We start from the raw sequence: 21,260 nt of genomic DNA on the forward strand, positions 1-21,260 counted from the left end.
GGGACCCGCGCCGTTTCACTTCCTGCCGCTGCTGGCGGCGTGGTACTGCAGGTCCTGCACGGCGAAGTCCTTCTTCACCTGCCAGGGCGAGGTGACGGTCACCGCGCCGACCGACGCCGTGTTCGTCCCGTACGCCAAGGGGAACGTCTTGGCCTGGAGCCCTGCCTGGCCCGCGTAGGTCTTCTCGGCGCCGCCGATGCTCGCCTTGACCGTGGCGTTACGGGTGAGGAAGGACAGCACCTCCACCGTGTCCCGCGGGGCGCTGGTGCCCGAGCGAGGGGCCATGAACCTGCTCTGCGTGCCCGACGTCGGCCGGGCGGCGGCGAACTGCGTGCGATGCGTCAGGTAGAGCGTGTCGCGGACGATCGCCGGCGCCTTGCCGGTCTTGAGCCAGGTCAGGTAGTAGGACGAGATGTCCAGGTAGGCGCCGCCGTTGTGGACGCTGGGCGCGAACTGGGTGCCCTCGGAGAAGTCGTTCCAGGTGGTCAGCTGGATCCAGTCGGCGTCTTCGGAGATGGCCTTCTCCCACGTGAGGCGGAGGTTCTCGGTGTTGTTGGCCTCGTCGTAGATGCCCTGGTTGGGCCGCTCGTCCTGGACGGACACGGGCTGCATCCAGATCTTGTCCATGCCGTGGGCCTTGGCGATGTTCGAGGCGACGCCGCTCTGTCCCGCCGGGCTGCGGTTGCCCCAGTTGGAGAAGCCGTAGCTGATCGGCGCGTAGGCCGCCGCGTTGGACGGGAAGTTCAGGAAGACGGGGACGAAGGCGACCGTGATGCCGTGCGTGTCCTTCATGATCTTCATGAAGTTCTGCCACCAGGCGACCGACTGGCCCTCCGCCTTGAACGGGGAGATCACCAGACGCTTGTCGGCCAGGCGGTAGACGGACTTGGCGGCGGCGAGCTTGGCCATCGAGGCCGCCAGCGTGGCCGCGTCGGTCTTCAGCGAGGTCATGTCGGGCATCAGCACGATCTTGAAGCCGGGGTCCACCGCTTCCGCCGCCTTGATCAGCGTCTGGAGGCGGTCCCAGTGGGCGCTGGTGAGCGAGAGGATGTCCACGGTGAAGCCGTCGAGGCCTGCCGCCGCGGCGGTCTGGACCTCCTTCTTCATGTCCGCGAGCTGCCAGTCGCCGGCCAGCGCGCCCCTCGGCACGGGCCGGTCCCTGAGCAGGCCGCCGTAGGCCGCGTGCTTGCCGCTCTCGCCCGTCGGGGTGAGGTAGTGCTTGGTGTAGTAGTCGTCCGCGCCCGCCTTGTTGTTCAGCGAGAGCGGGTACGGCGTGAAGTAGTGCGCGAAGACCTTGCGCTCGGAGCCCCGCAGCGTCGCGGCCGAGGGCATGGCGAAGGGCAGCGGGCCGCTGGGCGTGGGCGTGGCCACCTGCGTGTCGTAGCTGATCGACAGCTTGGGGCCCTGACCCGACGTGGCACGCGAGGAGTGGAGCACGCCGTGGGCGCCTGAGGGGGAGGTCAGCGCGAAGTCGTAGGAGCCGTTGCCGGTGAAGGCGGAGGACACGTCCAGCTTCGCGGTGCCGCCGGAGGTCAGACCCTTGATGGTGGAGATCACCTCTCCCACGGCCGGGCGGTTGTCGAACGTGAGCGTGGCGGCGGTCCACTCGCCGGTGACCGGCCGCACCTCGAGGGTGGTGTCGGTGGTCCTGACGGACTGCACGTCCAGCGTCATCTTGACGTTGACCGCGTTCTCCGGCACGTCCTTGACGGTGAAACGGACGAAGGCGCCGCGCTCGGAGGCGTTCGCGCCGTCGCACGGGGTGGTGCAGACCGACAGCCAGGTCGCCGTGTGGTGCGGCTTGCCGGGACCGGCTTCGCTGACGTAGCTGTCCTCGTCGGACGCGAAGGTGACGGACTTCTCGGCAGCCGCCGCGACGGTCGGGGTGACCACCGTGGCGGTGCCTGCCAGGGTGACCAATAACAAAGTCATCGCGCGTAGGCGCATGCTCATCGTGCCCTCCATGTAGCGATATGTCCTGACATATCGCATGACAACGGGCATGATCATAGAGCCACGGACGCCACCCCAGAGCAGTGATTACACATAACGATCAATTACACCTTCTGATCGATGGCCCTCTCATAGCACGCGAAACGACGAGGGGAACAGCTCGTCCGCCGGCCTGCGCAGGTGGTCGCGGACCGAGTACGCGGCCTTCATCTTCTCGAAGTACGCCTGCGCCCGTGCCCTGAACGCCTCCTCGTCCACTCCGGGGATCACCCCGTCCCGCATCACGATCCGCCCGTCGATCACCACCATGGACACGTCCGCCCCCGAGCAGTTCATCAGCAGCGTCCTGATCGGATCGTCGACCGGCCCGGTCCGCGGCCCCGACAGGTCCACGACGACCAGGTCCGCCTTCGCCCCCGGCGCCAGCCTGCCCAGGTCCGTACGGCCCAGCGCCCTGGCCCCGTTCAGCGTCGCCGCCCGGTAGTAGTCGGCCGCCGATCCCGCCTCCAGCCGCCCCGTGACCAGCTTGGCCAGGTTGTTACCGTAGTCCATGTTGCGGATCATGTCCGGCGGGAACGAGTCGGTGCCCAGCGCCAGGTTCACCCCGGCCGCCCGATAGCGGTCGAAGTCACGCAGCGCGTCGCCGTACCTGACCATGGTCAGCGGGCAGTGCACGATGCCCGCCAGCGACGCCAACCGGTCGGGCGAGCCCTCGAACGGCGTGTCAGGCGAGCCCAGGTAGAGCGCGTGCGGGACGAGCAGGCGGGGGCCGAGCAGGCCGACCTCGTCCAGCACGTCGAGCGGGTGCCTGCCGTACCACTCCCTGAGCAGCCGCAGCTCCGTCAGCCCCTGCATGCAGTGCAGCCGCACCAGGCAGTCGAGCTCCTCGGCGGCCCGCGCGGTGGCCCGCATCAGGTCGAGGGTGACGGTCTCGATCCTGCACGGCAGCAGCGCGCCGCGCAGCCGCCCGTCGTAGGCGCCGTCGAAGTCGCGCACGAACCTGACCGCGTCGGCCAGCCCCTTCTCGCCCATGGCGGGCTCCCAGTGGACGTCCCGCTCGCCGTTGTGCTGGACCGGCACGCCGGAGCGGTAGCTGGGCCCGAGATACATGCGCAGCCCGAGCCGCCCGGCGATCTCGGCGACGCCGGCGAACTCCTCGTAGGACTCCGCCCACGCGCTGTGGGTCTCGGCGGCGATCGGCATCGCCGTGGTGATGCCGTTGCGGATGAGCTGGGTGAGCGCGTACTCCCGCATGAACAGCGTCTCCTCGAGAGGGAAGACCGCTGCCCTGCGGGTGGTGGCGTACTCGAGGGACCAGTTCAGCCCGTCGGAGGCGGCGTGCCACGTGTCGATGATCGCGTGGTCGATGTCGGACAGCGCGTCGAGGTCGATGAAGCCGGGCCCGACGATCGCCTCGCCCGCGTCGATCACCTCGTCCACGGGTCCTTCGTAGCCTGCGCCGACGTGGACGATCGAGTCGCCCGCGTAGACGACTCCGCTGTCGCGGTGGATGACGTGGTCGGCGCCGTCGAAGCCGATGACGTACGACGCCTTGACGAGTGTGGTGCTCACTTTGCTCGGTTTCTCCGGGTCGGTTTCCAGCCGGGACGGGGGACCGCGGCCAGCAGGGCCTTGGTGTAGTCCTCCTTCGGGTCGCGCAGCAGGTCCGCTGTGGGACCGCGCTCCACGACCTCGCCCCTGTGCATCACGATGGCCGTGTCGCTGATCTGGTTGACGACGGCCAGGTCGTGCGAGATGAAGACGTAACTGATCTCGCCGCGCTCGCGGATGTCGGCGAGCAGGTTGAGGATCTGGGCCTGGATGGAGACGTCGAGCGCGGCGACGGCCTCGTCCAGCACCAGCACGCGGGGTTCGACGGCGATCGCGCGGGCGATGGCCACGCGCTGGCGCTGCCCGCCGGACAGCTGCTTGGGCAGCATGGCCGCGTGCCGTTCGGCGAGGCCGACCGACTCCAGCAGTTCCGTCGTGCGCCTGCGCAGCTCGGCGGGAGTGAGCGTGAAGTGCAGCGACAGGCTGGTGGCGATGACGTCGCCGATGCGCTGCAGCTTGTCCAGCGAGGAGTAGGGATCCTGGAAGACGATCTGGATCTCCCTGGCCCGCCTGCGCCGCTCCTTCGACGAGACGCGTCCCCCGGGGCGCGGCCGTCCGCAGACGGTGATCGTCCCGCTCGTGGGCGTCTCCAGGCCGAGCAGCATCCTGGCGACCGTGGTCTTGCCGGAGCCCGACTCGCCGACGATGGCCAGCGACTGGCCCTCCTCGACGGCGAACGACACCTCCTGGACGGCGACGGCCTCGCCGTACACCTTCCGCAGCCCTTCGGCCTCGATCACGGTCATGAGTCCTCCTTCGTCGGCCTCATGACCACGGTGATGTGTCTATTGATGACCTCGACAAGCTCGGTCATGAATCCCCCTGAAGGGTCAGGTCGGCGGCGCGGGCGCAGGCGACCGTGCCGTCGAAGGCGGGCCGCGCCTCGCCGCACGAGGGCAGGGCGTGCGCGCAACGGGGCGCGAAGGCGCAGCCTGGGTCGGCCTCGAAAGCGGCCACGGGCCGCCCGGGGATGACCGGCAGCCGGTGCGTGACCTCCTCCAGGCTGGGGCGCGAGAGGAGCAGCCCGCTGGTGTACGGGTGCAGGGGCGTGGCGGTGAGCTCGTGCGAGGGCCTGGCCTCGACGATCCTGCCCGCGTACATCACCGCGAGCCTGTCGCAGGTGGCGGCCGCCAGTTCCAGGTCGTGCGTGATCAGCAGCATCGCCATGCCGCGCTCGCGGCGCAGCTCGTCCAGGATCGCCATCACCTCCGACTGCGTGGTGACGTCGAGCGCGGTCGTCGGCTCGTCGGCCAGGATCAGGTCGGGCTCCACTGCCAGCACGGAGGCGATCATCACCCGCTGCAGCAGCCCGCCCGAAAGCTCGTGCGGGTACTGCCGCAGCCGCCGCGCCCCGTCGCCGATGCCCACCTCGGCCAGCAGCCGTACGGCACGCGCGACCGCCTCACGGGCGGGGACGCCCAGGTTGGTCACCATGGCCTCGGTCAGGAAGTCGCCCACGCTGCGCACCGGGTTGATGTGCGCCCGAGGGTCCTGGAAGATCATCGCGATCCGCCTGGCCCGCAGCTCCCGCAGCGCTCTGCCCGACGGCACGGCTACGCCGTCGAAGAGGATCTTCCCGCTGAGCCTGGCGCCCGGCGGGGTGAGTCCGATGACGGCTCGAGCGGTCATCGACTTGCCCGAGCCCGACTCGCCGACCAGGCCGACGGCCTCGCCGCGGCCGATCGTCAGGTCGACCTCCTCCACCAGCGTCTTCCACTCGCGCCCCGCGGGGACGGCGAGCGCCAGCTTCTCGATCGACAGCAGGCTCATCGCCGCCTCCCCAGCCGGTCGCCCAGCACGTTCACCGCGGCCACGACGAGCGCGATCATCACGCCCGCCGCGACCGCCTCCAGCGGCTGGCCGCGCTGCGCGCTGTCCAGCCCGCTCTTGACCATCAGCCCCCAGTCCGCGGTGGGCGGCTGCACGCCGAGCCCGAGGAAGGAGACCGCGGCCACGTCGATGACCGCGAAACCCAGCGCCGACACCGACTGCGCCACGATGATCGGCCGCAGGTTCGGCAGCAGGTGGCGGGCGCAGATGGCGAAGGCCGACCGGCCCTGCACCCACGCCGCCGCCACGTACGGCAGGCTCCGCTCGCGCAGCGCCGCCGAGCGCACGACCCTGGCGACATAGGGCGTGTACGCCACGGCGAGACCGGTCACCACACCCGGGATGCCCGGGCCGAGCACGGCCACCGTGACCAAGGCGAAGACGATGCCGGGCACCGCGAACAGGATGTCGAGCAGCCGCGAGATCACCGCGTCGACCCTGCCGCCCGCCCACGCCGCGGTGATCGCCAGCGTGGCCCCTGCGACGGTGGAGACGCAGATGATCAGGACGGGCCCGATGAGCGTGGTCCGCGCGCCGTACATGAGTCTGGACAGCACGTCGCGGCCGAGCGCGTCGGCGCCCAGCGGGTGCGCGGCCGTGCCGCCGCTCAGCGCGCTCATCAGGTCGGGGAAGTCGGGGTCGTAGGGAGCCATTAGCGGCGCCAGCAGGGTCACCGCCGCCACGACGGCCAGCAGGACGGCGGACGCCGTGCCCAGGCCGCCCAGGCGGGTCACCGCGACAGGCGCGGATCGAGAGCTGAGTAGCACAGGTCCACCAGAAGGTTGATCAGGACGAAGGCGGTCACGAGCACGAGCACCACCGCCTGGACGATGGCGAAGTCGCGCTGCAGGATCGCCCGGACGAACAGCGAGCCGATCCCGTCGAGGGCGAAGATGTTCTCCACCACGACCGAGCCGGCGATGAGGCCCGCCACGTTGAGCCCCGTCACGGTCACGACGGGGATCGAAGCGTTGCGCAGCACGTGCCGCCTGACGATGTGCCGCTCGGCGAACCCGCGGGCGCGGGCCGTCTCCACGTGCTCGCGGCCCAGCTCCTCCTGCACGGAGGCCCTGGTGATGCGGGCGAGGAAGGCGGCGCTGGCCAGGCACAGCGTGATCGCGGGCAGCGTCAGGTGGTAGAGGCGGTCGAGCAGGCCGTCGCCCGGCCCGAAGACGGGGAACCAGCCGAGGCCGAGCGCGAAGACGATCACCAGCAGCACGCCGACGACGAACGGCGGCGTGGCCAGCAGGACGGAGGAGACGACGCCGACGACGCCCTCGACCCTGCCGCCACGCAGGCCCGCCAGCAGGCCCATCGCCACGCCGCCCACGGAACGCCCGTAGCCTTGATGAGGTTCGTGGTCTGCTCGTGCGTGGCCGCGCTGCCCTGGATGCCGATCGTGATCGGCTCCGTCGGCGAGCCCGCCTCGGTCAGCAACTGCTTGGCCTTGGCCAGGTCCTGCGTCTCCGGCGGCAGCGCGTCGTAGGCCTGCTTGAAGGTGTTCTCCTCGTAGCCCCAGTACTCCGCGCCCGCGAGCGTACGCTGAGGCGCCGCGGTGCCCTGGAAGACGACCTTGGCGATGGCCGCCCTGTCGAGCGCGAGCGAGAGCGCCTGGCGGACCTTCGGATCGGCGTAGGGGCCCGACTGGGCGGCGCTGAGCAGCGTCCAGAACGTCAGCGACTTGCCCAGCGTGACCGACCCGGTCGTGGAGCTCCGCAACTGGGCCAGCCCCGCGGGCGGCAGGTAGAAGTACTGGCCGTCCACCTCGCCCGAGCGCAGTGCGTTGACCGCGGTCGTCTCGTCGGCGATGAAGCGGAAGACCAGCTCCTTCGACTTGGCGGCGAGCGCGGGGTCCCAGTAGGAGTCGTTGCGGGCCAGCGTGAGCGAGTCGCCGGGCTTCCACCCCTTGAACGTGAAGGGCCCGGTGCACATGACGCCGGCGGTCGGCGAGCCCAGGTCCTTCTTCCCCGCGTACGCCTCCGACACGATGGCGCCCGCCGCCGTGGCCATGGCCTGGTTGAACAGCACGTCGGGCTGCTTCAGCGTCACCGTGACCGTCATCGGCCCGGTGGCCTCGATCTTGTCGACGGTGTGGAAGTAGTCGCCCCACCAGGTGCCGAGCGCCGGGTCCAGGTGCCTGTTCAGACTGGCGGCCACGTCCTTGGCGGTCAGCTCCTTGCCGTCCCAGAACTTCACGCCCTTCCTGATCGTGTAGACCCAGGTGGTCGGCGTCGGGTTGTCCGCCTTCTCCGCCAGGCCCGGTTCGATCTTGAAGTCGGGCGTGAGCCGCAGCAGGCTCTCGCACATGTTGGCCAGTGCGGTGTTCTCCGCGTAGTTGAACGACCTGATCGGGTCGATCGTCTGCGGCTCGTAGGGCAGGTTCCACGTCACCTTGTCCAGGCCCTTGGCGGCCGCGGTGGTGGAGGTCTTCAGGTCGAGCGCCGCGGGCTTGTCCTGCGCAGGCGCCTGCGCCTGCTGCTGGGGTGCTCCGCCGCAGGCGGCGAGGGCCAGGGCGAGCCCCGCGAGGGGTACGGCACGACGGATCATCTGGGGGACCTTTCGAGGAGGCTTCCGTCCTGGGCGATCACGACACCGCCACGGACGACGAACAGGGGGACGGGCCGGTCCACGACGACCTCGGCGACCGAGCCGCCCCGCACCAGCACGAAGTCGGCGGGATCGCCGACCTGGAGTTCGACCGGCTCCAGACCGAGCAGCGCGGCGCCCCCGTGCGCCGCGACCGCGTAACACGCGGCCAGCTCCTCGTCGGTGCGGGCGTCGGTGCGATAGGCGAGCAGATGCGCCCGCGCGATCATGTCGCCGTCGCCGAACGGCGTCCACGGGTCGCGCACGCCATCGGATCCCGCGGCCAGCAGCAAGCCCGCCCTGGTGAGCGGGCCGACGGGCAGGACGGGGTCCGCGCCGAGCGCGCAGGTGGCCAGCGCCACCCCGCTGCGCGCGAGCACCTCGTCCATGCTCCTGCTCTCGGACGTGGCCTCGCCCAGGCAGAAGGCGTGGCTGATGGTGACGGAGTGCCCGCCGGCGCGGCGGGCGATCTCCTTCACCTGGGCCATGCCCTGCTCGCCGCCGTCGTGCAGGTGGATGTCGATCGGCGCGCCCGTGCGCTCGGCGATGCCGAACAGCACGTCGAGGTGGCCGTGCAGGTCCCCGTCGACGCCGATGGGATCCAGGCCGCCCACGACGTCGGCGCCCTCGGTGAGGGAGCGTTCCATCAGCTCGGCGGTGCCCGGCCTGGTCAGCAGGCCCAGCTGGGGGAAGGCGACGATCTGCACGTCGAGCAGGTCCTTGCGGGCCTGCGCGGCCTCGCGCACGCCGTGCACGTTGGCCAGGCCGTACACGGGGGCCACGTCCACGTGGGCGCGCCACGCCCTGGTGCCGCGGGCGATGGCCGCGTCCATCAGCGCCCCCGCCCGCTCGGCCACCGACGCGGACATCTCCGCGCGCGCTCTCACGTCGCCCTCGATCAGGTCCATGAGTGTCTCGGCGTGGGTACGGCTCAGCCACGGCTGGCCCCACGTCGTCTTGTCGGGGTGGATGTGCGCGTCGACGGGAGAGGGAAGCGCGAGCGCCCCCTTCCCGTCGACCGTCACGGTGTTCTCCCGCGCGGTGGCGGGGTCGGCGATGCGGCCGTCGACGACCAGCAGGTCATGGGGGCGGATGTTGGTGAACAGCACGGAGCTCATGGGAGGTGATCCCCTTACTCTGAGGAGAACTCCGCACTAGAGTTATCAGACATCAGATGTTTAGAGAAGAGGACTGATGCGGAACGTGGGCCGGATCTCGCTCGTCGACGCCGCGATCGCCGAGCTGCGCCAGGAGATAGTGAGCGGGTCCTGGCCGGTCGGCAGCAAGATCCCGTCGGAGAGCCAGCTGGCCGCCTCGCTCGGCGTGAGCAGGCTGTCGGTGCGCGAGGCCGTACGGGTGCTCGTCCACGCGGGGTTGCTGACGACCAGGCAGGGTGACGGCACCTACGTGACGGCCAGCGACGAGTCGCAGGTGGCCCTGCGCCGACGGCTCGACAGGGCGGCGGCGATGGACATCATCGACGTACGGCGCGGCCTCGACCTGGTGGCGGCACGGCTGGCGGCCACCAAACGGACGGACGAGGACCTGAGCCTGATGAAGGAGGCGCTGGCCCGCAGGGCCGAGGCGAGCCGGTCGGTGGACGTGGACGCCTTCGCCGACGCGGACGTGGACTTCCACGTGCTGGTCGCTCAGGCCGCCCACAACCCGGTGCTGGGGGACCTGTACAGGAGCATGAGCGACGCGCTGCGGGACAGCGTGCGGAGCGACCACTGCATGGAACGGGCGGTGCTGGGATCGGACACCGCACACGACGAACTGCTGGCGGCGATCGAGGCGGGCGACGCCTCGACGGCGGTAGCGGTGGCGCTCGCCATCCTCGACCAGCAGCAGAACGACCTCTGACAGCATGGGCCTGCCTCGGTCGGGTCATATGACGAGTCGCCGGCGCGGAAGCGGGTGAGGGGTGGTCGCCGCTTCGGTCCCGGGCCGACGGACGTCTCAGCCGGTGGCGGACGCTGTCAGGCGACCCAGTGCGGTCGCCCGGTGGCGGACGAGGGCGAGGGTCCATCGGCGAGGGCGGCGGCCATGCGGCGTACGGCCTCGCGCAGAGTGTCCGGAGGTGTTGTGTAGGGGATGCGGAGACGCTGTTCGAAAATGCCGGGGTCGGTGGCGAAGTAGGTGCCGCTCTCGATCCGGACCCCGTAGTCCAGTGCCCGTTCGGCCAGCGTCGTGGCGATGGGCTCGCCCAGGTCGACCCACAGCGACAGACCGCCGGGCGGCAGTCGCCAGGTCCACTGCGGGACGTGCTCGGCCAGGGCGGCGGCCAGGGCGGTGCGCCGTTCGCGCAGCTGTTCCAGGCGGGCAGGCAGCAGGTCCCCGGCCCGAGTCAGCAGGTCGAGGGCCAGCAACTGGTCCAGGACCGAGCCGCCCATGTCCGTGGCGACCCGCTGGCCGGCGAGCTCGGTGACGAGCCGCGCGGGGGCGCGCAGCCAGCCCATGCGCAGCCCCGCCCAGTGGGTCTTGCTCATCGAGCCGATGGTGATGACCTGGCCGGTTCCGCTGGGCGTGGTGTGGGAGGCGAAGGGCGGTGGGGCCGGGACGTCGAGGGCCAGCTCGGCCAGGGTCTCGTCGATGACCAGCCAGGTCCCTGAGCGTTGGGCGGCGCGCAGGAGGCGGGCGCGCTCCTGATCGGCCATGAGGCAACCGGTCGGGTTCTGGAAGTCGGGGATCAGGTAGGCCAGGTGGGGGACCACCTGACGCAAGGTCGATTCGATGATCTCGATGTCCCAGCCGGTGTCGGTCACCGGGACCGACACGGTGCGCGATCGGGCTCGGCGCATGGCCTCCAGAGCGTTCGGATAGGACGGATTCTCGGCCATGACGCGGTCGCCGGGGCGGCACAGCAGCGCCAGGACCAGCGTGAAGGCGTGCTGGGCGCCGGAGGTCACCAGAATCTGCTCGGGCACGGTGGCCAGGCCCCGCCGGGTGAAGCGCTCGGCGATGGCGGCGCGCAGCTCGGGGAGGCCGTAAGGGTGGTAGCCGGGGGTGCTCGCGTGCTCCGCCAGGTGCGGGGTGACGTGAGCGAGGGCGTCGACGAGCGTCTGCCCCGCCAGCCCGGGGGCGGCCCTGGCAAGGTCGATCGCGGTGTCCTCGCGACCGAGGAGCCGGGTGACGCCGTTGGGCCTGCGGCCTTCCGGCAGGTCCGTCCAGGTGCCGGAGCCCTGGCGGCTGTGTGCGAAGCCTCGCTCGCGCAGCAGGTCGTACACGGCGGTGATGGTGGCCCTGCTGGTGTTCAGGGCGGTGGCGAGATCCCGCTCGGCGGGGAGCCTGACGTGCAACGCGATCCGTCCGTCCAGGATGAGCGCGCTGATCGCCTGGGCGAGGTGGCGGTAGGCGGGCCGCGCGCCGGCCAGGTCGGGCAGCATGGCGGCGAGCTGCCGGCTGCCCAGTGCCCGGTCGCCGCGTTCCATCCCCTGAAGAGGCTCGGCCATACCAACCATTCCCGTGAGATTGGCCATGTCATCTGGGCCAATCACTCTACAGACTCGCCTCATTGGTCTTGAATCCTTTGGAGGCGAACGTTATGGAGCAGGAGATCACCGACGGCTGCGAGTGCGGACTCGGACGCCGCCGTCGGATGGCACGCGTCGCGGCTCGACTGAGGCCCCGCTCCGGCCCGTCCCTGCCCCCACTCACCTACGTCCGGCTCGCCGAACGTCCACTGCGACGCCTCCCGCAGCTGTTCGTCGGCCTGGCCCTCTACGGGTTCAGCCTCTCGGCCATGGTCCGGGCGTCGCTCGGCGTCAACCCCTGGAGCGTCCTGTACGAGGGGCTGGAGCACCACACCTCACTGAGCTTCGGCACGATCAGCGCGGTCCTCGGCGTTCTCGTGCTGCTGCTGTGGATCCCCCTCAGGCAGGCGCCGACGTTCGGCACCGTCGCGAACATCGTCGTCCTGGCGTGCTCGTCCGACCTCGGCCTCCTGCTCATCCCCCAGCACCTCGGGCTGCCCGCCCGGGTCGGGCTGCTCGTCGGCGGGATCCTCCTCAACGGACTGTCCGTCGCCGTCTACGTCGGCGCGCGCTTCGGCCCCGGGCCCCGCGACGGCTTGATGACCGGCGCGTCCGCCGCGACCGGGCGCTCCATCCGGCACGTCCGTACCTTGATCGAGATCACCGTGCTCACCGTGGGCTGGCTGCTCGGCGGGACCGCGGGCGTCGGCACCGTGCTGTACGCACTGACGGTCGGCCCCATCACCCAGTTCTTCATGCCCTGGTTCGCCTACGGGCGAAGCTCTAGCCGGCGGGGGGCGCCCCCGAAGGACGGTCCGAGCCGGCAAGCGCGATGGCTCATGCGTTCAGGGGAGGAGTTTGTCCAGCGCCTTTCCGATGCGTTTCTCCGAGATGGGGGTGGGGGTGCCGAGGGTCTGGGCGAAGAAGCTGACCCGCAGTTCCTCGATCATCCACCGGATCTCCAGCACGTCAGGGTCGGTCCTGCGCGCGGGCGGGAGCTTGTCGAGCACGTCGAGGTAGTCGTCCTCGACCTTGTGCACCTTGTCCATCCACTCGACGTCTCGCCACGGCTCCTCGGGCAGCTTGGCCAGCCGCCGGTCGATCGCCCTGATATAGCGGGAGATGTCGGAGAGGCGACCCGCGCCCGTCGCCGTGATGAAGCCGGGATGGACGAGCTTGCCCAGCTGCTCGCGCACGTCCTCCGTCGACGCCGACGAGCGCAGCGCCCCCAGCTTCAGGTTGACCTCGTGCCACGCGGCCAGGATCTGCTCGACCTTCGACAGGATCTGTGCCGACGTGTCGTACAGCTCGGCCCGCACGTGCTGGTAGAGCCGGTCGAAGGAGACCGGGTCCCACGCGGGCCCGCCGACGTCGCGCGTCAGCTGGTCCACGGCCGCGTTGACCACGTCGTCGAACAGGGCCACGGCCCCGCCGTGCGGCGAGCGCGACAGCGCCAGCTTCGCCTGGTTGGACAGGCCGCCGAGTAGCGACTTGGCGGGCGAGGTGACGTTCAGCAGCAGCAGCCGCCTGGTGCCGAGCCACATGGACCTGCGCTGCTCGTCCTGCGTCTCGAAGATCTTCACGGAGACGGACGAGCCCGCGTCGACCAGCGCGGGGTAGCCCTTCATACGCCCCTGCTCGAACACCTTCGGCAGCGTTCCGATGCTCCAGGTGGTCAGCCCGGTGCGCTCGAGGTCGTCGCCGGCCGCCGACAGCGTCTGCCGCAGCTTGGGGGCCAGGCGCTTCTTCAGCGCGTCGAGGTCCTTGTCCTCGGCGATGGTCCGCTTGCGCTCGTCGATCACCCGGTAGGTGACGCGCAGGTGGTCGGGCAGCTGGTCGAGCTGCCACGCCTCGCGCGGCACCCGTACGCCCGTCAGCCGCAGCAGCTCCCGCTCCAACGCCTCCAGCAGCGGCTCGCCGCCGGCCTTGACGTGCTGGAGCACCTGCTTGGCGTAATTGGGCGCGGGCACGAAGTTGCGCCTGACGTTCTTCGGCAGCGACCTGATCAGCGCGGTGACGAGCTCCTCGCGCAGGCCGGGGATCTGCCAGTCGAAGCCGTCGGCGTTGACCTGGTTGAGCACCTGGAGCGGGACGTGCACGGTGACGCCGTCGGCCTCGGTGCCCGGCTCGAACTGGTAGGTCAGCTTCATCCGCTGGCCGAGCTGCCGCCAGGTGTCGGGGTAGTCGTTGGTGCTGACGTCCGCGCCCTCGTTGACGAGCATCTCGGGGGAGAAGGTCAGCAGCGTCTTGTCCTGCTGCTTCTTCCACCAGGCGTCGAAGTGCCTGGCGGAGACCACGTCGGCGGGCACCCGCTGGTCGTAGAAGTCGAACAGCGCCTCGTCGTCGACCATGATGTCGCGTCTGCGGGCGCGGTTCTCCAGCTCCTCGACCTCCTCAAGGAGCCGCCTGTTCTCGCGGAGGAAGGCGTGGTGGGTGTCCCAGTCGCCCTCGACGAGCGCGTGCCTGATGAACAGCTCGCGCGACAGGTCGGGGTCGATCCTGCCGTAGCCGACCTTGCGGCCGACGACGAGCGGCACGCCGTACAGCGTGACCTTCTCCATGGCGACGACCGCGCCCTGCTTCTTCTCCCAGTGCGGCTCGGAGTAGGTGCGCTTGACCAGATGCTGGGCCAGCGGCTCGACCCAGTCGGGCTCGATCTTGGCGTTGACGCGCGCCCACAGCCTGCTGGTCTCCACCAGCTCGGCCGACATCACCCACGCGGGCTGCTTCCTGGCCAGCGCCGAACCAGGGAAGATCGCGAAGCGGGCGTTGCGCGCCCCGATGTACTCCTGGATGGGCCTGCGCCCGTCACCGGGCTTCTTCTCGATGACGTCCTTGACGCCCAGGTGCGACAGCAGGCCCACGAGCAGCGAGACGTGGATCTGGTACGGCGAGGCGTCCTGGCTGTTGGGGTGGGCGCCGAGCGCCTGCCGTAGCTGACTGTAGATGTCCTGCCACTCGCGCACCCGCAGGTAGTTGAGGAAGTCCGCCTTGCACAGCCGCCTGAACGCGCTGGAGGACAGCTCCTTCTGCTTCTCCTTCAGGTGGTTCCACAGGTTGAGGTAGGACAGGAAGTCGGACTCGGGGTCGGCGAAGCGGCGGTGCTTCTCGTCGGCCTGCTGCTGCTTGTCGGAGGGCCGCTCGCGCGGGTCCTGGATGGACAGCGCGGAGGCGATCACCATCACCTCGCGCACGCAGCCGTTCTTCTCCGCCTCCAGCACCATGCGCGCCAGGCGCGGGTCGACCGGCAGGGCGGCGAGCTTGCGCCCCATCGCGGTCAGGCCGCCCGCGGCGTCGAAGGCGCCCAGCTCCTGCAGCAGGTTGACGCCGTCGCGCACCTGCCGCTGGTCCGGCGGCTCGACGAAGGGGAAGGCCGCGATGTCGCCGAGCCCGATCGTCGTCATCTGCAGGATGACGCTGGCCAGGTTGGTGCGCAGGATCTCGGGGTCGGTGAACTCGGGCCTGGCGAGGAAGTCCTCCTCCTCGTACAGGCGGATGCACACGCCGTCGGAGGTACGGCCGCAGCGGCCCTTGCGCTGGTTGGCCGAGGCCTGCGAGATCGCCTCGATCGGCAGGCGCTGCACCTTGGTGCGATGGCTGTAGCGGGAGATGCGCGCGAAGCCGGGGTCGACGACGTACTTGATGCCCGGCACGGTCAGCGACGTCTCGGCCACGTTGGTGGCCAGCACGATCCTGCGGCCCGTGTGCGACTGGAACACCCTGTGCTGCTCGGCGGCCGACAGCCGCGCGTACAGGGGGAGGATCTCGGTGTTGCGGAACTCGGCCTTGGACAGCGCGTCGAAGGCGTCGCGGATCTCCCGCTCGCCCGACAGGAACACTAGGATGTCGCCCTGGCCCTCGACGACCAGCTCCTTGCAGGCGTCGACGATGCCCTGGGTCTGGTCGTCGTCCTCGGACAGCGGCCGGTAGCGCACCTCGACCGGGTAGGTCCGCCCCGACACCTCGATGATCGGCGCGTCGTCGAAGTGGCGGGAGAAGCGCTCGGGGTCGATCGTCGCGCTGGTGATGATGACCTTGAGGTCGGGCCGCCTGGGCAGCAGCTGCTTGACGTAGCCGAGGATGAAGTCGATGTTGAGGCTGCGCTCGTGCGCCTCGTCGATGATCAGCGTGTCGTACTGCTCCAGCAGCCGGTCGTTCTGCAGCTCGGCCAGCAGGATGCCGTCGGTCATCAGCTTGACGAGGGTGGAGTCGCTCGCCTTGTCGGTGAAGCGCACCTTGTAGCCGACGACGTCGCCGAGCGTGGTGTCGAGCTCCTCGGCGATCCGCTCGGCCACCGTGCGGGCGGCGATCCTGCGCGGCTGGGTGTGGCCGATGACGCCGCGCACCCCGCGGCCCAGCTCGAGGCAGATCTTCGGGATCTGGGTGGTCTTGCCGGAGCCCGTCTCGCCGGCGATGATCACGACCTGGTTGTCGCGGATCGCCTCCAGGATGTCGTCCTTGCGCTGCGAGACGGGGAGGATGTCCGGATACCGGATCGCGGGCACCACCTCGCGGCGGCGCGTCACACGCTGCTCGGCGCGTTCCACGTCGGCGAGGATCTCCGCGGCGATCTTCTGTTGCGCTTCGCGGGAGCGCACCCGGCGCGCGCCGTCGAGCCTACGCCGAAGTCGCCGCTGGTCGCGCGGCATCAACTCGGGCAGGCGTGACTGGAGATCGGTGAGCGAGGAGATCAAGGAAGGCGTTCCCATACTGCTATCAGGATATGCATGCGGATCAACCGCTCATCGTGCCCGACTCATTCCCGAGCCCGCATCCCAATTACGGGAGCGAGGCCATCAGGGCGGCGCCGATGATGCCCGCCTCGTTCTGCAGCGCGGCGGGAACGACAGGCGTGTCGATCTTCACATGCGGCAGGAACTTGTCGGCCTTCTTGCTCACCCCGCCGCCCAGGATGATCAGCGAGGGGGAGAACAGCATCTCCACGTGCTTGAGGTACTCCTCGACACGCTCGGCCCACTTCTCCCACGACAGCTCGTGGTCCTCGCGCGCCTTATCGGAGGCCCGGCGCTCGGCATCCTTGCCGTGCAGCTCCAGGTGGCCGAGCTCGGTGTTGGGCACCAGCTTGCCGTCGGTGAACAGAGCGCTGCCGATCCCGGTGCCGAAGGTCAGCATGAGCACGACGCCGCCTCGGTCACGGCCCTCGCCGTACGACAGCTCGGCCAGGCCCGCCGCGTCGGCGTCGTTGAGCACCCGCGCCCCGCCGAACAGCTTGCTCGCGTCGACGCCCACCCACGAGTGGTGCACGTTGGCGGCGGTCCGCACGACGCCGTCGACGACCACGCCGGGGAAGGTGACCCCGACCGGTCCGTTCCACGAGAAGTGCTCGACGATCTGTGACACCACCTCGGCCACGCCCTCGGGCTTGGCGGGCTGGGGGGTCGGGATGCGCAGCCGCTCCGCGGTCAGTCTGCCCTCTTTCACGTCCACCGGAGCGCCCTTGATGCCCGAGCCGCCGATGTCGATGCCGAGAACGTCCATGTCCCTGACCCTGCCCTGAAAAGTCGTGATGAACCCGGCGCAATCCTCCCACGTATCTCGCGTCACAAGCGCACATACCAAGGAGGCAGGATGCGGCCACGCATCGTCATGCTCTGCGCAGCGGCGCTGATCCTCGGCACCACCACCCCGGCGTCGGCCGGTCTCGTCTCGGGTCACACCAGGAACAGGTTCGACGTCGTCAACCTGGTCTCCGACATCAGGGGCAGGGCCCAGGTCACCGATCCCAAGCTGGTCAACCCGTGGGGCCTGGCCATGGGCAAGACCCTCTGGGTCTCGGCCACCGGCACCGGCGTCGCCACCGTCTACTCCGGCGCGGGCAAGAAGGAGGCCACCGAGGTCAACGTGCCGGGTGGCGCTCCCACAGGCCAGGTGTTCAACCCCACAGACGGCTTCACCGTGAAGGGAGAACCAGCCACGTTCATCTTCGCCAGTCCCAGCGGCGCCATCTCCGGATGGAACGCCGAAGCCGACCCCAAGAACGCCGTCATCGCCGCCTTCACCCGCGGCGCCGACTACAAGGGCCTGGCCATGATGAAGACGGAGCAGGGCGCGTTCCTGCTGGCCGCCGACTTCGCGGGCGGTCGCGTCCACGTCTTCGACGACGACTTCAGGCGGGTACGGCTGCAGCGCCGCCAGTTCGCCGACCCGTTCGTGCCCGAGGGGTACTCCCCGTTCAACGTCTCGGTGGCGCGCGGCTCGGTCTGGATCTCCTACGCCCTGCGCGACGCCCAGACCGGCAAGTCCGTGGCGGGCAAGGGCAAGGGCTTCGTCAGCCGCTTCGACGCGTCGGGACGCTTCACCGGACGGCTGGCCGCCCGCGGCCCGCTCAACGCCCCGTGGGCCGTGACCGTCGCGCCGCGCGGCTTCGGGCAGTACGCGGGCGCGATCCTGGTCGGCAACTTCGGCGACGGCTGGATCCACGCCTTCAGGAACGGCCGCCATCTCGGCCCGCTGCGCGACGGGAACGGCCGCGCGATCGTGCTGCCGGGCCTGTGGGACCTGGAGCCAGGGACGGCCGCCACCGGAGGCGACAACGCGCTGTGGTTCGCCGCCGGGATCGAGGGCGCCCAGCACGGCCTGCTCGGCCTGATCCGCCCGGCGGGCGCCCGCACTCCCCAGTCGGCCCCGTCCTCGACGCCGTCCACGTCGAGCCCCGCCCCGTCGCCCGCCGCCTCCACCCCCGGCTCGGGTTACGGCTACTGACGTACCGCCTCCGAAGCCTCGGCGACCCCCGTGCGGGTCCCCGGCGGGGGCCGCGGGCCGAGAGAGGCGCTGTTGACCGTCCGGTACGGCTGGCGCGGGCCGTACCGGACGCCCGCGCGAAGCGGTCATGGACGACACGATGTCGATACAGTGCGGTCGTGAGCGAGGGAACCTTCAGCGAGTGGCTGCGCACGCAGTGCGAGCCCACATGGACCGAGGTCGTCACCCACCCGTTCGCGGCGGCGATCACCACGGGCGAGGTGGCCGACGACGACATGCGGCGCTACCTCATCCAGGACTTCCAGTTCGTCGACACCTTCACCGCGCTGCTCGGCGCGGCGGTGGCGAGCGCCGACAGCTTCGACGCGCGCGTGCCGTACGGGCGCTTCCTCGGGCAGGTCGCCACCACCGAGGAGAAGACCTACTTCCATCGCGCGCTCGAGGCCCTCGGCGCGGGCGCGGGGGCCGCGGTGCTCGAACCGGTCACCGAGGACTTCCGCACGCTGATGGACGAGGCCAGGACCAGCCAGGACTACCCGCTGATCGTGGCGGTGCTGTGCGTGGCGGAGTGGACCTACCTGGGCTGGGCCTCGCGCGCCGCGCAGCCGTACCCGGAGAACTTCGTGCACAGGGAGTGGATCGAGCTGCACGAGGGGCCCGCGTTCAGGCAGTGGGTGGCGTTCCTGCGGGGCGAGCTCGACCGGCTCGGCCCCGCCCTCGGCGAGGACGGCAGGCAGGAGGTGCTGAGCGTCTTCCGCAGGGCCGTCGAGCTGGAGAAGCGCTTCTTCGACATGGCTAGCGGCTGAGCGCCTCCGCCAGGTCGCCCACCTCGGTGAAGTGCACGCCGATCATGCCGAGCGCGCGGGCGGCCTCGACGTTCTCCAGCCGGTCGTCGACGAACAGGCAGCGCTCCGGCGCCACACCCGCCACCTCGGCGGCCAGCTCGTAGATGCGCGGGTCGGGCTTGGCCAGGCCGACGCGGGCGCTGCTGACCACGGCGTCGGCGAAGTGGGTCAGGCCGATCAGGTCGAGGTGCGCCTCCAGCGTGTCCATGGCGTTGGTCAGCAGGACCACGGGCACCCGCTCCTGCGCCTTCGCCAGCAGCGTCCTGACCTCCTCGTCCACCCAGAACGGCACCTGCGCGAACTCGGCCGCCGCCTGGCGGGCCCGCTCGTCGCCGCCGAGCGCCTCGGCTATCGACTCCACCCACTGCGCCTCGGTGATCCGGCCGAGCGTGGCGGGCAGGATGCGCTCGGGCGCGAAGGCCGTCTTCATCAGCGGCAGGCCGTAGCGGGCCTCGATGTCGGCCTGGACGGCATGGTCGAACTGGCGCAGGACGCCGTCGAGGTCGCTGAGAACAGCGTCGTAGGAGGAGGTCACAACCACCCATTGTGCCGGGCCAGCCTGGCCGCCTCGATCCTGTTCCTGGTGTGCGTCTTGCCGATGGCCGACGACAGGTGGTTGCGCACCGTGCTCTCCGACAGGTGCAGCCTGACGGCCAGGTCGGCGATCGTGGACCCGTCGAGCGCGGCCGAGAGCACCTCGCGCTCCCTGCCGGTGAGGGGGTTGTGGCCCGCGTGCAGGGCGGCGGCGGCCAGCGCCGGGTCGACGACCCGCTCGCCGGCCACGGCTCTCCTGATCGCCCCCGCCAGCTCCTCGACGGGCGCGTCCTTCACCAGGAACCCCGCAGCGCCCGCCTCCATCGCCCTGCGCAGGTAGCCGGGCCTGCCGAACGTCGTCAGGATCAGCACCACGATCCCCGCCCTGTGCAGGTCGGCGGCGGCGTCGAGGCCGCTGCGCCCCGGCAGCTCGATGTCGAGCAGCGCCACGTCGGGCCGCGCCGCCGCCGCGGAGGCGACGATCTCGTCGCCGTCGGCGACCTGGGCGACCACCTCCAGGTCGTCCTCCATGCCGAGCAGCAGGGCGAGCGCGTCGCGCATCATGCCCTGGTCCTCGGCGATCAGCACCCTGATCACGCCGGCACCGCCACCCTGAGCGTGAACCTGCCGCCCCCGGCCGCCGCGTCCACCTCGGCGCCCCGCTCGGCCAGCCCCTTCAGCCCGTTGCCGCGGACGAACGAGGCGGCCGCTCCGTCGTTGACGATCTCCAGTACCACCCTGCCGCCCTCGTCCCTCACCGTGATGACGCACGTGATCGCCCTCGCGTGCCTGATCACGTTCGTCACCCCTTCCCTGATCGCCCAGCCCAGCAGCACGTCCGCGTCCGGCGGCGGCCGTACCTCCTCCAGCTCGATCTCGGCCCGCACGCCTGCCTCCTCCAGCGTCAGGCGGGCGGCCGCCAGCTCGTCGGCCATGCCGCGTCCCCTGTACCCCGCCACGGCCGCGCGGACCTCGCTCAGCGCTCTGCGCCCGATCTCCTCGATGTCGGCGGCCTGCGCGGCGGCGGCGCCCGCGTCGCGTGGGGCCAGCCTGCGCACCGCCTCGGCCTTGACCACCACCAGCGACAGCGTGTGCCCCAGCAGGTCGTGCAGGTCGCGGGAGAAACGCTCGCGCTCTCGGGAGACGGCGGCCCTGGCCAGCTCCTCCCTGGCCTCTGACAGCCTCATGGTGAGGTGCACGACGACGCCCGCGATGAACGTGCCCCATGCGACGGCCGCGACCCCGTCCTCGCCGCCGCCCGCCCGCAGCGTCACCAGCATCGAGGCGACCGTGACGGACGCCAGCGCGTACGGCAGCGCCCGCCCCCGCACCACGATCCCGCACGCGATCGACACCAGCGGCAGCAGGTAGAGCCACTTGCCGCCGTAGGCGAGCCCCAGCGAGAGCGTTGCCACGGCGAGCAGGACCAGCAGCGGCCACGACGCCAGCCTGATCGACAGCAGGTAGGCCGCCACCACGACCACGAGCCCCAGCGCGCCGCCCCACGTCGGCGCACCGACCAGTTCGGCGGCGGGAAAGTAGGCCACCGCGACCCAGACGTAGAACGGGCGCATCCTCACCTCCAGTACGCCGGACGGTGCTCGCCGGGGGCGCAGGACCCGGCGACGTGGGTCCGGCATCCGGCCATCCGGCCGGCCACGGCCGCGCCCCACCAGCGGGAACGCGTGAGCGAGCGGGATCCTCA

At 70.6% G+C, this 21,260-nt stretch carries 19 protein-coding genes; 3 read left to right on the forward strand and 16 right to left on the reverse strand.

The features are described 5' to 3' along the window. Positions 1 to 15 precede the first annotated feature (15 nt). The 8 genes from AB0B45_RS05525 to AB0B45_RS05560 all read right to left on the reverse strand — a co-directional run bounded on the left by AB0B45_RS05525 (position 16) and on the right by AB0B45_RS05560 (position 9,098). Complete coding sequence (locus AB0B45_RS05525; protein WP_358125732.1) at positions 16 to 1,953, reverse strand: endo-1,3-alpha-glucanase family glycosylhydrolase; 1,938 nt, start codon at positions 1,951 to 1,953, stop codon at positions 16 to 18. A gap of 129 nt (positions 1,954 to 2,082) precedes the next feature. Next, entirely contained in the window at positions 2,083 to 3,525 is a 1,443-nt protein-coding gene (locus tag AB0B45_RS05530) for an amidohydrolase family protein (RefSeq protein ID WP_358125734.1), read from the reverse strand. Further along, positions 3,522 to 4,310 (reverse strand): ATP-binding cassette domain-containing protein, encoded by a 789-nt coding sequence (locus AB0B45_RS05535; RefSeq protein ID WP_358125737.1) that lies wholly within the window; start codon positions 4,308 to 4,310, stop codon positions 3,522 to 3,524. The genes AB0B45_RS05530 and AB0B45_RS05535 overlap by 4 nt, the downstream gene beginning before the upstream one ends. Positions 4,311 to 4,374: 64 nt before the next feature. Then, the gene (locus AB0B45_RS05540; RefSeq protein ID WP_358125740.1) at positions 4,375 to 5,334 is read right to left on the reverse strand and encodes an ABC transporter ATP-binding protein; all 960 of its coding nucleotides are present in this window, start codon (positions 5,332 to 5,334) and stop codon (positions 4,375 to 4,377) included. Then, a complete protein-coding gene (locus tag AB0B45_RS05545; protein ID WP_358125743.1) occupies positions 5,331 to 6,128 on the reverse strand; it encodes an ABC transporter permease in 798 nt (265 codons plus the stop codon). The genes AB0B45_RS05540 and AB0B45_RS05545 overlap by 4 nt, the downstream gene beginning before the upstream one ends. Beyond that, positions 6,125 to 6,709 carry an ABC transporter permease gene (locus AB0B45_RS05550; protein ID WP_358126267.1) on the reverse strand — a complete coding sequence of 195 codons (585 nt, stop codon included), beginning with the start codon at positions 6,707 to 6,709 and terminating at the stop codon, positions 6,125 to 6,127. The genes AB0B45_RS05545 and AB0B45_RS05550 overlap by 4 nt, the downstream gene beginning before the upstream one ends. Next, positions 6,601 to 7,941 (reverse strand): ABC transporter substrate-binding protein, encoded by a 1,341-nt coding sequence (locus tag AB0B45_RS05555; RefSeq protein WP_358125746.1) that lies wholly within the window; start codon positions 7,939 to 7,941, stop codon positions 6,601 to 6,603. The genes AB0B45_RS05550 and AB0B45_RS05555 overlap by 109 nt, the downstream gene beginning before the upstream one ends. Beyond that, positions 7,938 to 9,098, reverse strand: coding sequence for an amidohydrolase (locus AB0B45_RS05560; RefSeq protein ID WP_358125750.1), 1,161 nt, complete (start codon positions 9,096 to 9,098; stop codon positions 7,938 to 7,940). Before AB0B45_RS05560 ends, AB0B45_RS05555 begins: the two co-directional genes overlap by 4 nt. A gap of 76 nt (positions 9,099 to 9,174) precedes the next feature. Here AB0B45_RS05560 and AB0B45_RS05565 point away from each other — a divergent pair, with 76 nt between their 5' ends. Continuing rightward, positions 9,175 to 9,843: a FadR/GntR family transcriptional regulator gene (locus AB0B45_RS05565; protein WP_358125754.1), complete on the forward strand. Its 669-nt coding sequence runs from the start codon at positions 9,175 to 9,177 to the stop codon at positions 9,841 to 9,843. A 116-nt stretch (positions 9,844 to 9,959) separates the two neighbouring features. Here the strand turns inward: AB0B45_RS05565 and AB0B45_RS05570 are convergent, their stop codons facing one another. From AB0B45_RS05570 to ppgK, 5 genes are all read right to left on the reverse strand, one after another. After that, on the reverse strand, positions 9,960 to 11,432 hold the full coding sequence (locus AB0B45_RS05570; RefSeq protein WP_358125757.1) for a PLP-dependent aminotransferase family protein: 1,473 nt from the start codon (positions 11,430 to 11,432) through the stop codon (positions 9,960 to 9,962). Between the two features lie 268 nt (positions 11,433 to 11,700). Continuing rightward, a complete protein-coding gene (locus AB0B45_RS05575) occupies positions 11,701 to 11,931 on the reverse strand; it encodes a hypothetical protein (protein ID WP_358125759.1) in 231 nt (76 codons plus the stop codon). A gap of 78 nt (positions 11,932 to 12,009) precedes the next feature. Next, on the reverse strand, positions 12,010 to 12,210 hold the full coding sequence (locus AB0B45_RS05580; RefSeq protein ID WP_358125762.1) for a hypothetical protein: 201 nt from the start codon (positions 12,208 to 12,210) through the stop codon (positions 12,010 to 12,012). An 88-nt stretch (positions 12,211 to 12,298) separates the two neighbouring features. Further along, positions 12,299 to 16,162, reverse strand: coding sequence for an ATP-dependent RNA helicase HrpA (hrpA, locus tag AB0B45_RS05585; protein WP_358125765.1), 3,864 nt, complete (start codon positions 16,160 to 16,162; stop codon positions 12,299 to 12,301). A gap of 70 nt (positions 16,163 to 16,232) precedes the next feature. Beyond that, on the reverse strand, positions 16,233 to 16,952 hold the full coding sequence (gene ppgK, locus AB0B45_RS05590; RefSeq protein WP_358125768.1) for a polyphosphate--glucose phosphotransferase: 720 nt from the start codon (positions 16,950 to 16,952) through the stop codon (positions 16,233 to 16,235). A 90-nt stretch (positions 16,953 to 17,042) separates the two neighbouring features. On the opposite strand from ppgK, the gene AB0B45_RS05595 reads away from it, so the two are divergent. Continuing rightward, entirely contained in the window at positions 17,043 to 18,176 is a 1,134-nt protein-coding gene (locus tag AB0B45_RS05595) for a TIGR03118 family protein (RefSeq protein ID WP_358125771.1), read from the forward strand. 158 nt (positions 18,177 to 18,334) lie between these two features. Continuing rightward, on the forward strand, positions 18,335 to 18,982 hold the full coding sequence (locus tag AB0B45_RS05600) for a TenA family protein (protein WP_358125774.1): 648 nt from the start codon (positions 18,335 to 18,337) through the stop codon (positions 18,980 to 18,982). Here the strand turns inward: AB0B45_RS05600 and AB0B45_RS05605 are convergent. The 3 genes from AB0B45_RS05605 to AB0B45_RS05615 are packed head-to-tail and all read right to left on the reverse strand — an operon-like array spanning position 18,972 to position 21,129. Next, positions 18,972 to 19,556: an HAD family phosphatase gene (locus AB0B45_RS05605; protein WP_358125777.1), complete on the reverse strand. Its 585-nt coding sequence runs from the start codon at positions 19,554 to 19,556 to the stop codon at positions 18,972 to 18,974. The two genes, AB0B45_RS05600 and AB0B45_RS05605, sit on opposite strands and share 11 nt — an antisense overlap. Beyond that, entirely contained in the window at positions 19,553 to 20,152 is a 600-nt protein-coding gene (locus tag AB0B45_RS05610) for a response regulator transcription factor (RefSeq protein ID WP_358125780.1), read from the reverse strand. The genes AB0B45_RS05605 and AB0B45_RS05610 overlap by 4 nt, the downstream gene beginning before the upstream one ends. Beyond that, on the reverse strand, positions 20,149 to 21,129 hold the full coding sequence (locus AB0B45_RS05615; protein WP_358125784.1) for a histidine kinase: 981 nt from the start codon (positions 21,127 to 21,129) through the stop codon (positions 20,149 to 20,151). Before AB0B45_RS05615 ends, AB0B45_RS05610 begins: the two co-directional genes overlap by 4 nt. Positions 21,130 to 21,260 lie beyond the last annotated feature (131 nt).

The sequence above is a fragment of the Nonomuraea sp. NPDC049152 genome (assembly GCF_040648355.1).
Taxonomy (GTDB): domain Bacteria; phylum Actinomycetota; class Actinomycetes; order Streptosporangiales; family Streptosporangiaceae; genus Nonomuraea.

What these genes read in the sequence shown, in the direction of transcription:
- AB0B45_RS05525 (WP_358125732.1), bottom strand. Translation starts at nt 1,953, where the DNA reads ATGAGCATGCGCCTACGCGCGATGACTTTGTTATTGGTCACCCTGGCA.
- AB0B45_RS05535 (WP_358125737.1), bottom strand. Translation starts at nt 4,310, where the DNA reads ATGACCGTGATCGAGGCCGAAGGGCTGCGGAAGGTGTACGGCGAGGCC.
- AB0B45_RS05540 (WP_358125740.1), bottom strand. Translation starts at nt 5,334, where the DNA reads ATGAGCCTGCTGTCGATCGAGAAGCTGGCGCTCGCCGTCCCCGCGGGG.
- AB0B45_RS05550 (WP_358126267.1), bottom strand. Translation starts at nt 6,709, where the DNA reads ATGGGCCTGCTGGCGGGCCTGCGTGGCGGCAGGGTCGAGGGCGTCGTC.
- AB0B45_RS05555 (WP_358125746.1), bottom strand. Translation starts at nt 7,941, where the DNA reads ATGATCCGTCGTGCCGTACCCCTCGCGGGGCTCGCCCTGGCCCTCGCC.
- AB0B45_RS05560 (WP_358125750.1), bottom strand. Translation starts at nt 9,098, where the DNA reads ATGAGCTCCGTGCTGTTCACCAACATCCGCCCCCATGACCTGCTGGTC.
- AB0B45_RS05565 (WP_358125754.1), top strand. Translation starts at nt 9,175, where the DNA reads ATGCGGAACGTGGGCCGGATCTCGCTCGTCGACGCCGCGATCGCCGAG.
- AB0B45_RS05570 (WP_358125757.1), bottom strand. Translation starts at nt 11,432, where the DNA reads ATGGCCGAGCCTCTTCAGGGGATGGAACGCGGCGACCGGGCACTGGGC.
- AB0B45_RS05575 (WP_358125759.1), bottom strand. Translation starts at nt 11,931, where the DNA reads ATGAGCAGGAGGCCGAGGTCGGACGAGCACGCCAGGACGACGATGTTC.
- AB0B45_RS05580 (WP_358125762.1), bottom strand. Translation starts at nt 12,210, where the DNA reads ATGAAGAACTGGGTGATGGGGCCGACCGTCAGTGCGTACAGCACGGTG.
- hrpA (WP_358125765.1), bottom strand. Translation starts at nt 16,162, where the DNA reads ATGGGAACGCCTTCCTTGATCTCCTCGCTCACCGATCTCCAGTCACGC.
- ppgK (WP_358125768.1), bottom strand. Translation starts at nt 16,952, where the DNA reads ATGGACGTTCTCGGCATCGACATCGGCGGCTCGGGCATCAAGGGCGCT.
- AB0B45_RS05595 (WP_358125771.1), top strand. Translation starts at nt 17,043, where the DNA reads ATGCGGCCACGCATCGTCATGCTCTGCGCAGCGGCGCTGATCCTCGGC.
- AB0B45_RS05615 (WP_358125784.1), bottom strand. Translation starts at nt 21,129, where the DNA reads ATGCGCCCGTTCTACGTCTGGGTCGCGGTGGCCTACTTTCCCGCCGCC.